Source organism: Roseovarius amoyensis (assembly GCF_003260265.1).
GTDB lineage: Bacteria > Pseudomonadota > Alphaproteobacteria > Rhodobacterales > Rhodobacteraceae > Roseovarius > Roseovarius amoyensis.
This window is the reverse complement of sequence record NZ_QITQ01000008.1, coordinates 44,949-58,166: the sequence shown is the minus strand read 5'-3', so window position 1 is coordinate 58,166 and position 13,218 is coordinate 44,949. Positions and strand designations below refer to the sequence as shown.

10 protein-coding genes and 2 pseudogenes are annotated in these 13,218 nt (G+C 57.9%); 9 read left to right on the top strand and 3 right to left on the bottom strand.

Features of this window, described 5'->3' with window-relative positions; genetic code table 11:
* The first annotated feature begins 10 nt into the window (after nt 1-10).
* The 4 genes from repA to DL899_RS08940 all read left to right on the top strand — a co-directional run bounded on the left by repA (nt 11) and on the right by DL899_RS08940 (nt 4,941).
* Entirely contained in the window at nt 11-1,195 is a 1,185-nt protein-coding gene (gene repA, locus DL899_RS08955; protein ID WP_111733985.1) for a plasmid partitioning protein RepA, read from the top strand.
* Entirely contained in the window at nt 1,195-2,166 is a 972-nt protein-coding gene (gene repB, locus DL899_RS08950) for a plasmid partitioning protein RepB (protein ID WP_111733983.1), read from the top strand. The genes repA and repB overlap by 1 nt, the downstream gene beginning before the upstream one ends.
* A 239-nt stretch (nt 2,167-2,405) precedes the next feature.
* Nucleotides 2,406-3,701, top strand: coding sequence for a plasmid replication protein RepC (repC, locus tag DL899_RS08945; protein ID WP_111733981.1), 1,296 nt, complete (start codon nt 2,406-2,408; stop codon nt 3,699-3,701).
* A gap of 145 nt (nt 3,702-3,846) precedes the next feature.
* Nucleotides 3,847-4,941: a Fic family protein gene (locus DL899_RS08940; RefSeq protein ID WP_111733979.1), complete on the top strand. Its 1,095-nt coding sequence runs from the start codon at nt 3,847-3,849 to the stop codon at nt 4,939-4,941.
* A 62-nt stretch (nt 4,942-5,003) separates the two neighbouring features.
* On the opposite strand, the gene DL899_RS08935 is transcribed toward DL899_RS08940, so the two are convergent.
* Complete coding sequence (locus tag DL899_RS08935; RefSeq protein WP_111733977.1) at nt 5,004-5,516, bottom strand: RES family NAD+ phosphorylase; 513 nt, start codon at nt 5,514-5,516, stop codon at nt 5,004-5,006.
* Nucleotides 5,516-5,866, bottom strand: coding sequence for an MbcA/ParS/Xre antitoxin family protein (locus DL899_RS08930; RefSeq protein ID WP_111733975.1), 351 nt, complete (start codon nt 5,864-5,866; stop codon nt 5,516-5,518). Before DL899_RS08930 ends, DL899_RS08935 begins: the two co-directional genes overlap by 1 nt.
* 510 nt (nt 5,867-6,376) lie before the next feature.
* On the opposite strand from DL899_RS08930, the pseudogene DL899_RS08925 reads away from it, so the two are divergent.
* Nucleotides 6,377-6,697: pseudogene (locus DL899_RS08925) on the top strand (IS110 family transposase); the annotation flags it as partial.
* A 69-nt stretch (nt 6,698-6,766) separates the two neighbouring features.
* On the opposite strand, the pseudogene DL899_RS08920 reads toward DL899_RS08925, so the two are convergent.
* A pseudogene (locus tag DL899_RS08920) lies at nt 6,767-8,117 on the bottom strand (IS3 family transposase).
* Nucleotides 8,118-8,361: 244 nt separating this feature from the next.
* On the opposite strand from DL899_RS08920, the gene DL899_RS08915 reads away from it, so the two are divergent.
* From DL899_RS08915 to DL899_RS08900, 4 genes are all read left to right on the top strand, one after another.
* Entirely contained in the window at nt 8,362-8,751 is a 390-nt protein-coding gene (locus tag DL899_RS08915; RefSeq protein WP_111733971.1) for a DUF3768 domain-containing protein, read from the top strand.
* A 226-nt stretch (nt 8,752-8,977) separates the two neighbouring features.
* A complete protein-coding gene (locus tag DL899_RS08910; RefSeq protein WP_111733970.1) occupies nt 8,978-10,009 on the top strand; it encodes an IS110 family RNA-guided transposase in 1,032 nt (343 codons plus the stop codon).
* A 466-nt stretch (nt 10,010-10,475) separates the two neighbouring features.
* On the top strand, nt 10,476-12,458 hold the full coding sequence (locus DL899_RS08905) for a ParB/RepB/Spo0J family partition protein (protein ID WP_111733967.1): 1,983 nt from the start codon (nt 10,476-10,478) through the stop codon (nt 12,456-12,458).
* A 76-nt stretch (nt 12,459-12,534) separates the two neighbouring features.
* Entirely contained in the window at nt 12,535-13,128 is a 594-nt protein-coding gene (locus DL899_RS08900) for a regulator (protein ID WP_111734106.1), read from the top strand.
* Nucleotides 13,129-13,218 lie beyond the last annotated feature (90 nt).

The following is a 13,218-nucleotide window of genomic DNA, read 5'->3' as shown; positions in this document are numbered from 1 at the left end:
AGGCAACCAGATGATTCCTGTGACACCATTGTCAAATGAGCGCCCATCGGCCCTTGCAGCGGAGATATCCGAACGGCTCAACGCTGCCATCAGGGAGCATCTACTCTCTGCTTTTGCCCCAGACAATTCAAAAACGCTACGTTCTTTTTCGGCACCAGAGACCGCTGAGCTCTTGGGCGTGTCCGGGCAGTTCATGCGAAAGGTCCACGCTGAAGGGACAATCCCGGAGCCTGAAGATATCCGGGGTGGCAGGCGCTACTACACAGCCCAAGAAATTTGGGACGCCCGTGAAATTCTGGAAAAAACCTCTCGGAATAAGGGACGTTATATGCCTCGCCGCTCCGGTGAGGAGAAACTGCAGATTTGGCAGCTGATGAACTTCAAGGGCGGTTCCAGTAAGAGCACAACGAGCATCCACCTCGCGCACTACTTTGCCCTTCGAGGTTATCGGGTCCTAGCCTTGGATCTGGATCCACAGGGATCGCTCACATCAATGTGTGGTATTAGCCCCGAAATCGAGTTTGATGGATTGACTGTCTATGATGCGATCCGCTACGACGATCCGGTCAGCATGGCGGACGTCGTAGTCCCGACATACTTTCCGGGGCTCTCGATTGCGCCGTCTCGCTTGATATTGTCGGAATTTGAGACGGAATCAGCAGTTCACTCGAACCCGGACCAACCATTCTTTACGCGCATCCGGAATGCCTTGGCGCAGGTCGAGGATGATTTTGATATCGTTCTCATGGATAGTCCACCACAACTCGGATTCTTGACCATTGCGGGGATGGCTGCCGGCAGCTCCCTGATCGTTCCTCTAACTCCATCGATGTTGGACGTTTCTTCAACAGCTCAGTTTCTCGAACTTGCTGGGGCGTATATGGGCGTGATCGAAGATGCTGGTGCAACTCTGCAGTATGATTTCTTCAAATTTCTCATCACCCGAGACGAACCAACGGACGTACCTTCTCAGCAGCTGACCTCTTTCATGCGGGCTCTGTTTCAAGACCGGGTGATGTCGGCGACTGCCTTGAAGAGCACAGCAATCAGTGACGCCACCATGCTCAAGCAGTCGATTTATGAAGTGGTGCGTTCAGAGATGACACGCGCCACGTATGATCGGGCCAAGGGCTCGATGGATGCGGTAGGGCATGAAGTGGAAGCGATGATCCATCAATCGTGGGGGCGCAAGTAATGGCAAGGAAATCTCTTCGCGATATGTCTGGAATTGCCAACACGATCGCGCGTTCCGGTGGGTCACAGTCAGAGAGACCGGCGAAGACCAGTGCACCTGCTTTGGGCGCCCTTCAAGGTTCTCTGGCATCTATCCGAGAGATTGATCCAAATCTAATCGACGATTGGGGGCCCTCAGACCGGCTTGAAGAGTTTACAGCTGTAAACGTCGAAGACGACGACGAGAGCTTCGAACGACTAAAAAGCAGCGTCCGCGATGGCGGTCAGCAAGTGCCTATTCTTGTCCGACGGTCAAAAGTTGCTGAAGGGCGCTTTGAAGCAATTTACGGGCGTCGCCGCTTAAAGGCCTGCCGTGAACTCGGCATAAAGGTTCGTGCAAACGTCCAAGACATTGATGATGCTACGGCTTTGCTGGCGAAAGGATTGGAAAACGCAGCGCGCCGCAACCTGTCTTTTTACGAGAAAGCCCGGTTCGCCGAGGCTATCCAAGCCGCTGGCCACGATGGAGCAACTGTTAGGCAGGTCCTCAACCTCTCTGCGTCCGGTCAGTCGCACCTAACGAAGGTGACGCAAAATGTCCCGGTCAAGATAGGTGACCTGATTGGCGCGGCACCGAAGTCCGGGCGACCGAGGTGGACGGAGTTAGCAGATCTCTTTCTCTCCAGAAAGCTCACTGAACGTGCGGCTCTCGATATCTTGGCTAAGATCAGTACAACAGCGAATTCAGACGAGCGCCTTGAATTGCTCATTAAGGAAGCGACAAAGCGCGGCGCGAAGACGTCGAGCGGAACTCGGGAGATCACGCCTTTAGAGGGAGTGACCATCAAAGCTGGTCGCGCAACACTGTCACTTTCAGTGAAGAAGTCTGGCACAAGCGCTGAGTTTGCAACCTGGCTTGAGAGCAATCTCGCAGAGATTATCAAGAAATCCTATGCCGAATTTGCAGATGTAAATTCGGTGGATGACAACTGAGGACGAGCAGAAAGGAGGAACGGCAAACAAAGAAAACCCCCGAAACCGGAGTTTCGAGGGCTGCTGCGCAAGCGCAATTCTTAGATTAGACACCTAGAATCTAGCAGCCAACGAATCACCACACAAGAGAAAACGCTTCTGAGCGAACGGGATTTCTTTGTCGCTGAAACAAAATGACTAAATTCAATGATGCTCCGCATGGAGCGACTGAGACAGGCATGCCTCAGAACAGTGGAGGTATGTCCAATATCAACCAATCCTCGGGGTGGCGGAAGGCGACAGCCGGACTCGCCGTTGCTGAACAGCACGCACATGATGGTGAAAGATCAGCCGTGCCCAAAACACAGGCCTTTGTCGCCGTGAAACGCGTAGGTGCGCATATCGGCCTCAAGGCAGGGGATATGATGCTCCTCGATACGCTTGGGGCCTTCACGCAGACGCAAGATTGGGAAGAGGGTCAGCGCCCGATCGTCTGGGCCTCCAATGCCTATCTGATGGAGCAGACGGGCTTTTCACTCTCTGCGCTCAAGCGCCACGCGCGTCGCCTGGCTGAGATAGGTGTAATCGCCTTCAAAGACAGCCCCAATGGCAAGCGTTGGGGCCACAGGGACGCAGAGGGCCGTATCATTGAGGCCTACGGCTTTGATTTGTCGCCGCTGTCCGCTCGCGTAGAAGAGTTTCAGCAGCTACACGCAGAGCTGCAGGCCGAGCGCGCGCACTGTCAGCGCCTGAAGCGGCAGATCACTGTGTCCCGCCGGATGATCCGCGCGCGGATCGAGGCTGCGCTCAGCGGCGCGCTGAGAGGCCCGTGGACGCAGCTCACAGGCATTTTTGAGGATCTTTTGGACCGCCTTCCGCGCAGGAACACGGCCTCTGAGGCACTGGAACGACTCTTGGCGTGGTTCAAAGAGCTCCAGGAACGTGTAGAGGCCACGTACCTCAAGGCAGTTCGAGCGGATGAGCGTGTGGAAAACACAGCCGAAACCACCAAGCAAGTGCTTCAGAAGACTCAAGAAATGGACCCCAGGGAGGTCATTTCCGAACCTCATATACTAATTACAAATCAACTTAATCCTGTAACCTGTAATTCCTCAGAAAAAGAGGAAGCGGCGAGCGTGGTGCCAAATGCGCCACCGGAAGAGCGAGTTGATAGGGAGTTGGAAGATTGGGTGGCTGAAACGCGCAAGAAGCGCGGGGCAGCTCTTGATCTGCCGACAGTCATGCAAGCCTGTCCTGAATTTGCGTCGTGGGCGCGCAATATGGGCGGATATCTGAAGGATTGGGGCGATCTGCACCGTGTTGTGGGGCAGTTGAGGCCGATGATCGGCGTTTCTGAACACGCCTGGAACCTCGCGCAGGACCGACTTGGGCCGCAAATCGCGACTGCGGCGCTGGTTCTCACGTTCGAAAAGCATTGTGCAGGCGAAGTCGCATCTCCTGGTGGATATCTGCGTGGAATTGTCCAGAAAGCTGGGGCAGGGGAGCTGCATCTCGAGCGCAGTTTCTATGGCCGGTTGAGCGGGCAGGTGGCATGATGGGATGGGGCAGCAGTTTCTCCTACATTCAGAGGTCCAGAGGGGTCCGCGGAAATTGGCGCCAGTATTCTCCGCATATTGCGCGGCGAATACTGTTGTCTTGCGGAGATTGCCCGGTATAATCTCCGCAAGGAGTGCGTAAAATATGACCTACATTCACGAACTAACTGATTGGCCGCAATTTTTTTGGGACAAGGCCAAGCTGTTATCACAACTTGCCGCTGTCCGCCACCGGCAAGGCAAGCTCTTGGGACGCATGGAGGGCCTTGGCTTTGATCTTCGCAATGAGGCGATGTTGCGAACTCTCACTAGCGATGTCGTCAAGAGCAGCGAGATCGAAGGCGAGACGCTCGACAGGGATCAGGTTCGGTCGTCTATCGCAAAACGGCTGGGGCTCGAAATCGGCGGGCTGATCCCGTCTGATCGCCATGTCGATGGGGTCGTCGAGATGATGCTGGACGCGACGCAAGCGTATGACCAACCACTGGGCGCAGAGCGATTGTTCGGCTGGCATGCCGCCCTTTTCCCAACTGGGCGAAGCGGAATGACCCGGATTACCGTGGGGCAGTGGCGGATCGGCCCTATGGAGGTTGTTTCAGGACCTATGGGTCGTGAACGCGTGCATTTTGAGGCGCCGGGAGCAGCACGGCTTGATACAGAGATGGGGCGGTTTCTGACCTGGTTCAATCAGGTCCCTGACACGGATCCCGTTGTTCATGCCGCAATTGCACATCTGTGGTTCGTCACGATCCACCCCTTCGACGATGGCAACGGGCGCATTGCGCGTGCGATCGCGGATATGGCGTTGGCGCGATCCGAACGCAGTTCACAGCGGTTTTACAGCATGTCGACCCAAATCCGGCAGGAGCGGAGCGCCTATTATGATATGCTCGAGACGACGCAGAAGGGCGGGCTTGATGTGACCGCCTGGCTCAATTGGTTCCTCAATTGCCTCGACCGTGCTTTTGATGGCGCAGAGATCATTCTGGAGGCCGTGTTTCAAAAGGCGCGGTTCTGGGAGAAATACGGAACGGCCAACATAAACGACCGCCAACGGGACATACTTAACCGCCTCCTCGATGGGTTCGAAGGAAAGCTCACGACGTCGAAATATGCGAAGATCGAAAAGTGCTCACAAGACACAGCCTATCGCGACATCGTCGATCTAATCGACTTGGGAGCTCTTGAGAAAGACGACGCTGGTGGACGTAGCACCAGCTATTCCCTGGCAGCGGCGTAAAGAGGCTTGTCACAGGCGCGGTATGCGAAAAGTGCACCCCGTGAAAATGTCAGCCGATCACCTCACATTCGCGACAGCCGCTCTTCGTCATCCACGACGTCCAAAGAACCCTTATTGCCAGTCCAAGCCCACAACACGATGTTGAAGTCCGATGACAAAGCGCCCTTCGCAAAACTTTGGATCAGAATCCCCGCAAACCGATCCGCCATGAGGGCGCGTGCAAAATCCTGTGTCGGAACCGATTCACCATCGAGCATCTTCATGCGCCATGCAGGATCGGCAAGCATCGCCTCGGTCGCGCCATACCGGTCAAGTCCGTCCTGATAGCGGGTATCGAAAATAGGCCCAAGGTCGGCCTTGTAGGACACCAGGATCGTGGGTTGCAGGCTGCCGACCTGGTTGGCTTCTCTAAGAGCGGTCGCGGGATCCAGCGAGGTGTAGAGGGCAGGGGTGCCCTTGGCGTTAAAGCGCCCTCCATAGAGTTCAGCGCCTCGTCCGGACAGAGGTTCACGCGCATAGACCGGGTTCAGGGCGCGATAGAGTGGCCCTGTGTAGCGCCCATCTTTCAGCGGCATCAGGCAAAGATGCCCGCATCGACCGCATCGATGTAATCCAGAACTTGCTGAGCTTTGCCTTCCTGCACCAGCTGCATGGCTGTCCGGCCATCAAAACCGGGCAGGGGCTCTGACCGGTACCATGCATAGGCCATCAGTTCCGAGCCGAAGCGGGGCTCGACTTTGTTCAGCACCTCTACCAATTCGCGCAGGCGGCGCTGCGTCTTGTCCGAACCGATGCGGGTTCGCCTCTGCAACGCGTCTTTGCCCAAGCCGACGGTCAATGCGATCTCTTCTGCTGACGTGCGTAGCACCGCGGCAATCTTGCGCGGTTCGAATTGCCCAGCTTCAGCAAAGTTCGTGATGTGCATGATCTATGCTCCTACAGTGATACTGACGGTATATAGCGACAATATTGCTGAATTTCAAGCTGTCAGGAGGCGCTGTGCCTTCGTTTCCAATGCTAATCCGTAACGCTGCATTGCGCTGAACGCCGGAAATCCTGATTTTTGGGCCTGAAAAGTCGCAGTAGGTGCGTTTTTCGCCGATCGAGAACATCAGATAAGTTATTGATAATATGCCAAAGACTGCTGCGGTCGGGCTGGGGTTGCCGATATACCTTGCCGATCTTGGACCCCAACCGGCACTGACTGCATGAAGTCCTTGGGAACCGCGGTGGTGTCGGACCCTTGTCAGTTTCCGCGGTCCGGTTGGCGGTTGGAAAGTTAAAGATGCCGTAATGGGGCTTTCGGCGAATCGAGCACGTTTCACTTGTTTGTCAGCATGATCTGAAGTGCCGTTGCCCTTGATGCGCCTGCAGCGCGTCTACGAGGTCGTATGTTTCCATGCGCCTCAATTCCTAAGAATAGAAGGGCAACGACATGAATGTATTTATCGGATTGGATGTATCTCTGGCAAGCACGGCGATTTGTGTGCTGGGGCCGCAAGGGAAGGTTGTTGAGGAGTTGGAGGCAGCCAGCGAGCCTGAAGCGCTGGTGCGTGCGATGGCGTCATTGCCGTACGCGGTCGACGCGATCGGGCTCGAAGCCGGACCACTGTCCCAATGGCTGAGCAAGGGCATCGAAGAGGCCGGATTTGACGTGGTCTTGATGGAAACGCGATTGGTGAAGGCCGCCTTGAAAGCCATGCCTATCAAGACCGATAGGCGCGATGCCCAGGGAATTGCTCGATTGTTGCATGTCCGTCGTCATATAAAATGGGACATCAGAGCGGCTTGAGCATTGGAGGCTCTGGCTCGTTTGCGTGGTTGATTATGCCGCCTGTTTTTGATGTTGCAAGCGTCGCTGTCGGATTGTCAGTTTCTTGATGTTCGCCCTTTCCCTCAGAATGGCTTTGTGGCGCCCGAAGTAGACGTCGGCGGGCGTGACGTTGCTCAGGCTCTCGTGGTAACGCTCGTTGTTGTAATACTCGACGAAGGCACCAATCTGCCGTTCGAGTTCGCCGGGCAGGTAGTAGTTTTCCAGCAGAACTCGGTTCTTCATGGTTTGATGCCAGCGTTCAATTTTGCCCTGGGTTTGCGGGTGGAACGGTGCGCCGCGAACGTGATCCATTTTATGATCCTCCAGCCAATCGGCCAAATCACCGGAGATGTAACAGGACCCATTGTCGCTCAGCAGGCGTGGCATGTGCCGAACGACGGCTTGGTCGCACCCTGACGCTGTCAGAGCCAGCTCGATCGTCGCCGTCACATCCTCGGCCCGCATGTTTGTGCAGAGTTTCCAGCCAATGATGTAGCGGCTGTAATCATCCAGGATCGTGCTGAGATAGAACCAGCCCCAACCGATGATCTTGAAGTAGGTGAAGTCCGTCTGCCACATCTCGTTGATGGCGGTGGTTTTGTCGGTGAACTCATCGGCCGCCTTGATCACCACATAATCCGGCGCAGTGATCAGATCAGCTTCCTTCAGAATCCGGTAAGCTGATGATTCAGAGATAAAATACCGCTTCTCATCGGTATACTTGACTGCCAGTTCCCGCGTTGTCAGCGCCTCATGTTCCAGCGCAAATTCAATCAGGTCATCACGCCGATCTTGCGGAATACGGTTCCAGACCGACCTTGGCCGGGGCGAGCGATCCGCCAGGGCATCAAGCCCACCTTCAACGTAGCGGTCATACCAGCGGTAAAACGTGGTGCGGGGGATGCCCAGCATGTCGAGGGTCCGTTTGGCGGGCAGATGTGACCCCTCAACGGTGCGGATGATCTCCAGCTTCTCAGATGCTGGATACCTCATTCCTCGAACTCCCCAGCCCCTGTCATGCTTTTTTTGAGCAGACGGTTTTCCAGGGTGAGGTCGGCCACGCATTCTTTCAAAGCCATGGCCTCCGAGCGCAACTCTTTCACCTCTGGTGAGGTCGCCTGACGCGCCGTGTCGCCTGAAAGGCGCCGTTTCCCAGCTTCCAGGAATTCCTTCGACCAGCTGTAATACAGGCCTCCGAAATACCCTCGCGCCGACACAGCGCTGAGATGCTCTCCTCGCCGCGTAGACCGGCTAAAACGATGCGGATCTTTTCCTCAGACGAGTAGGTCTGGCGGGTCTTGCGACGGATGTTTTTGACCAGCTTGTCGGCTGCGTCCTTCGATGTTCCGGATTTCTTATTCATCTTCACTCCTTGACGGTTACGATGAACCAGAAATCCTCCGTTGTTCAAATCCTCAAATCTGTCCCACAGGTGCTGACGTCAGACAAGCGGACCCTTATGAAGGCAAATCAAACGGCAGCTCCGTCCCGCAGAGCGGACTATTGAAACTGTTTGGTTCGGGCAGGTTTGGACTAGGTTTTCCGCCAAGCGGAAAAGAAAAAGCAGGCTTTGGGAAGGGTGTTTCAACTTCTCAAAGGAGATCCCCATGTCCATGACCGTTCAACCCCTGCCAGACCGTCCGGATCCGAGTGTGATCGCGGCGCAGAACGACGCGTTTCGCAAGCTCGCATGCCTCGGAGTGCCGCCCGCGCAGCCCATCCAAGGCCGCATGCATGTGACCCGTTCGCTCATGGAGACCGATGACGGCTTCATGGCCGAGGCGGTGAAGGCCACCGGTGAGTTTGCCACGTTCGAGCCTGAGAATGATCCCGAGGGATGGCACGATTTCGGGGCGGTCGAGATCCGGGGAGAGACCGTGTTCTGGAAAATTGATCTCTATGAGGCAGATTCGGATTTCCGCTACGGGGCTGAGACCCCGGACAATCCTGCCACCACCGTCCGCGTGCTGACCATCATGCTGGCGCGCGACTGGTAGAAGGGCAAGGGGCTCCTCCCCCTCCCCCTCCTGATACCCCAGGCGATGAAGGCCCACTGACCCCTCAAAGGGAAAGATGCCGTAATGGGGCTTGCGGCGAATCAAACACGTTTCGCTTGTTTGCTAGCTTGATTTGGAGTGCCGTTGCCCTTGATGCGCCTGCAGCGCGTCTACGAGGTCGTATGTTTCCATGCGCCTCAATTCCTAAGAATAGAAGGGCAACGACATGAATGTATTTATCGGATTGGATGTATCTCTGGCAAGCACGGCGATTTGTGTGCTGGGGCCACAGGGGAGGATCGTTGAAGAATTACAGGCGGCGAGCGAGCCTGAGGCATTGGTACGTGCAATAGCGTCATTGTCATATTCGATCGATGCGATCGGGCTCGAAGCCGGACCTTTGTCCCAATGGCTGAGCAAGGGAATGGAAGAAGCTGGCTTTGACGTGGTCATGATGGAAACACGATTAGTGAAGGCAGCCTTGAAAGCCATGCCGATCAAGACCGACAGGCGCGATGCCCAGGGCATTGCGCGCCTGCTTCAAATGGGCTGGTACAGGCCCGTGCACCGCAAATCTGTGTCCTCCCAGGAAATCCGCGCGTTGCTGTCGGCGCGCAAGTCTATTCAGCAGGCCATCATCAACCTTGAGCTTTCGATGCGGGGTGTTCTGCGAAACTTTGGCATGAAGCTAGGGCATGTCACCCGGATTAGGTACGAGACCCGGGTGAGGGAACTGGTTGAGCAGAATGAGATCCTGTCCGCGTCGACTGAGGCTCTTCTGCGCGCGCGTTCCCAGTTGCGCGCCGAGTTGGCTGACTTGGATGCCAAAATCGCGGGTCTGGCAAAACACGACGATGTTTGCCGTTTGATGATGACGATGCCGGGTGTCGGTCCGATCGTCGCCCTGACAGTCAAATCCGCGATTGATGATCCGACTCGCTTTGCGCGGTCGAAGGATGTCGGACCGTGGGCGGGGCTTACGCCGAGGCGCACGCAATCCGGAGAGATGGACATCGTTGGACAAATCACGCGAGCCGGTGATCGCGGGCTTCGAACCGCGTTGTATCAGGCAGCGATGATCCTGATGCACCGTGGTGCCCCGAACTGGCTGCAATCTTGGGCACTTAAAGTAGCGCACAGGCGTGGAGCGAAGAGGGCCATGATTGCACTTGCTCGACGCATTGGCGTCGTCTTGCACCGCATGTGGATAGACGGCACGCCGTTCCGCTACACGCAGAACTCCGGCGCGACTGCATGAGCGGGAAGCTTCAAGGACAATTCAGAGCGGAGGGTTGAGCTGCGCCTCATGACAGGTACGTCGAGGTCCCTTGCCGGGACGAGGTTCCTGGAGATGCCGAAGGCCCGCAAGTTATCAGCAAATGCTGAATACGCGGGAAAGATGGGCACCCAGGACCAGATTTGGACCAGGCATAGAGTGGCAGCTATGAGGCTGACTACGGACGGAAGAACGAAGCCCGGGTAGGGGGTGTCCCTCAGTCCTGATGTGCGGTTGCAGTGAAAAAGGAAAAGTAAGCTTCTAAATTTGTGTCTTAAACTTGGTGAGGAATGAGATCTTCGCCGGGATTTTGGACTTGCCCGAAACCCTTGACAGAGGCCCGCCCCATTACGGAAGTGGGCCTTTTGTCGTGGTGATCCCTGAAGCCGGGGATTGGACACGCGCGTGAAGGCGCGGGCCCCACCTCACCCACCTGGAAGGATACCCCATGACCACGAACTTTGCCCCTCTCACCGTCGCCATCGGCGATCTGGTCCCGCATCCTGCCAATGTGCGCAGCAACGCGCCGGAAACCTATGACCCCGAGAACATCGCGCATCTGAAGGCCAGTATCGCTGTGCTGGGCCTGCTCCAGCCACTCCTCGTCCAGAAGATCGACGGCAAATACGCCGTGCTGGCCGGTGGCCGGCGGCATGCCGCGCTAAAGGAGCTGGTCGCTGACAAGGCCATCAAGGGCTTCACGGCGAAGACCAAGGTGGACTGCCGCCTCGTGCCGGAAGACTGCGACGTCACCACGGCGCTGTCGCTCGCCGAGAACGTCACCCAGGCGCCGATGAACGCCATTGACGAGTTCGAGGCTTTCGCTCGGATGATGGAGGTCGATGGCCAAACGCCCGAGACGATCGCAAAGACCTTCGGCACCACGGTGGCGGCCGTGAAAGGCCGGTTGCGTTATGGCCTGATCCACCCCGACATCCGCGCCGCGGCTCGGGGCAAGGTGATCACGCTCGACACGATGAAGGCCTTTGCTGAGCATCCAAGCCAGGAGGCGCAGCGCGAGGTCTTCGAGGCGCTCACGAAGGACGGCGGCTATCTGCAGGCCTATACGGTCCGCCAGGCCCTCAAATCCCGCGGCGTGCAGGTCAGCGACGATATCGGGGCTTTCGTGCGCGCGGACTACGAGGCGCGTGGCGGTGCCGTCGCAGCCGATCTGCTGGATGAGCATTCCGTGCTTGAGGATGCGGCTCTGGTCGAGACCATCCTGCTCGAGAAGCTCGGTGCCGCTGCCGAAGAGGCCCGTATGAGGCTGGGCTTTGCCTGGGCCGATGCGATGGTGCGCTATGATTACGCGACCATGGCCGACTACGGCCGCGTTTATCCCGGCCCGATCGAGCCTGATGAGGCTGCGCAAAAGCGCATCGATGAGATCACCGCCGAGCTTGAGAAACTGCAGCTCGAGATGGAGGATGAGGGGCTCGAGGACGGTGCCTACAACGCGCTTTACGAGCGCGTGGACGCCTTGGAAGAGGAAGCCCGCGACCTGCAGGAGGCCTACAGCGCCGAGGACCTCGCGCGGTCTGGGGTAATCGCGTCCTGGTCGGGCGGGCAGGTGACCCTCCATGTTGGCCTCGTCCGCCCGGAAGACACCGTCAAAAAGGAGGGCGCGCGCGGCTCCTCGGCTAGCCCGACCGGGGAGGAGGCCCCAGACGCCGGCGAAATCACCTATCCGGCCTCACTGGCTGAGGACCTCAAGACCGAGCGAGCCATGGCGCTTGGGGCCGCGATGGCGCTGCATCCGGAAGCTACGCTCGATCTGACGCTCTTCAAGCTGGTGAGCGACGTTCTGGCCAGCGGCATGAGTGTCACGCAGGCGATCAAGATCGATGCCCGCAAGGAATACCGCAGCCATGCCAAGATGGACGAGATCGACGCAACCTCGCTCGAGCAGGTGGCGGCGGCGCATGAGGCGCTGGACCTCTCCTGGCTCGATGACACCCGCGCGCCCGCCGATCAGTTCGCGGCGTTTCGCGCGCTGGAGGCAGGCGAAAAGGCCAAGCTCGTGGCCTATGCCACGGCCAGCACCACGCAGTCCTGCTTCGCGCGGGACCGCCAGCGCGACAGCCTGATGCATGCGTTCGAGATCGAGATCATGCCCGACATCCGCTCCCACTGGACGCCGAATGCGGCGCTCTTCAACCGCTTCAAGAAGGCTTGGCTCCTGAAGATCCTCGGCGAGGATCTGGGTCTCGCCCAGGAGGCGGTGACGCTGGCCTCGTCGAGCAAGAAGGAGATCGTCGCCTTTTGTGACAAGCTCTTCGCCGAGCCCTTCGCCACGCTCACGGACGCGCAGCGCGCTGCCGTGGCCGCCTGGTGCCCGCCCATGATGCAGACAGCCGGTGTCGCCTGTGATGAGGCGGAGCCCGCGGCGGAAACCCCGGAGCCTGACGGCGACATCGCGCAAGCGGCCTGAGTCCTCACGCGACCCGCGCGTGGACCATGCCGCCCGCGCGGGTCGACCCTTCCAAACCGAACAGAAAGACATCCCCATGGCTATTCTCAAGTTCTCTGCGTCCGCTGTTGCGGCGCAGATCGCCCATGCACGCGCCTGCAAAACCTTCCTGCCCAACTGGAACGGGCCCGTGGACAGGCCCGCCCTGATCCTCATCGTCGGCAATGGCGTGCATCTGCGCTCAAACGGCATCGATGGCACGACCACCCGTATCGTCACCACCGAGCAGGCCGATCCGTCCTTTGCTTTCGCCGATGGCATGAACCCGTTTCGGGACACCGACTGGATGGCGCAGCGCCGCATGGCGTTTCGCGATCTGACCGGCCAGTTCTACACCGACATCCTGGATGACGTGCAGGTGCTCATCGACCGGGGGCGGGGTGCGATCCGGCTCGCCACCGATGGCCACAGCATCCGCGTCCTCAAACGCCGGGCCTCGGACTATCTCATCGGCGGGACCTACGAGGTGCCCTCGGGCCTCGGCGGCACCTTCCGGGTCATCCTCAAGGATGCCTGCGACACCTTCGCGATCGTGCAGAACTGCGGCAATTGCGAGGATTTCGACGCCATGCAGCCCTATCGCGTGCCGCTCGATGCGCTGATGGAACTCGATGATCGGAGGGCTGCGTAACGCGCCCTTTCTCAAACAAGCATCGCCAATACCCTGCCAGGCCTGCGGCCCTCTCGGGACATTGGCGACAACAATTTTCCCAATGAGAGA

Excerpts from the sequence above, each read along its gene's own strand:
- repA (WP_111733985.1), top strand. The coding sequence starts at position 11 with ATGATTCCTGTGACACCATTGTCAAATGAGCGCCCATCGGCCCTTGCA.
- repB (WP_111733983.1), top strand. The coding sequence starts at position 1,195 with ATGGCAAGGAAATCTCTTCGCGATATGTCTGGAATTGCCAACACGATC.
- repC (WP_111733981.1), top strand. The coding sequence starts at position 2,406 with ATGTCCAATATCAACCAATCCTCGGGGTGGCGGAAGGCGACAGCCGGA.
- DL899_RS08940 (WP_111733979.1), top strand. The coding sequence starts at position 3,847 with ATGACCTACATTCACGAACTAACTGATTGGCCGCAATTTTTTTGGGAC.
- DL899_RS08935 (WP_111733977.1), bottom strand. The coding sequence starts at position 5,516 with ATGCCGCTGAAAGATGGGCGCTACACAGGGCCACTCTATCGCGCCCTG.
- DL899_RS08930 (WP_111733975.1), bottom strand. The coding sequence starts at position 5,866 with ATGCACATCACGAACTTTGCTGAAGCTGGGCAATTCGAACCGCGCAAG.
- DL899_RS08915 (WP_111733971.1), top strand. The coding sequence starts at position 8,362 with ATGTCCATGACCGTTCAACCCCTGCCAGACCGTCCGGATCCGAGTGTG.
- DL899_RS08910 (WP_111733970.1), top strand. The coding sequence starts at position 8,978 with ATGAATGTATTTATCGGATTGGATGTATCTCTGGCAAGCACGGCGATT.
- DL899_RS08905 (WP_111733967.1), top strand. The coding sequence starts at position 10,476 with ATGACCACGAACTTTGCCCCTCTCACCGTCGCCATCGGCGATCTGGTC.
- DL899_RS08900 (WP_111734106.1), top strand. The coding sequence starts at position 12,535 with ATGGCTATTCTCAAGTTCTCTGCGTCCGCTGTTGCGGCGCAGATCGCC.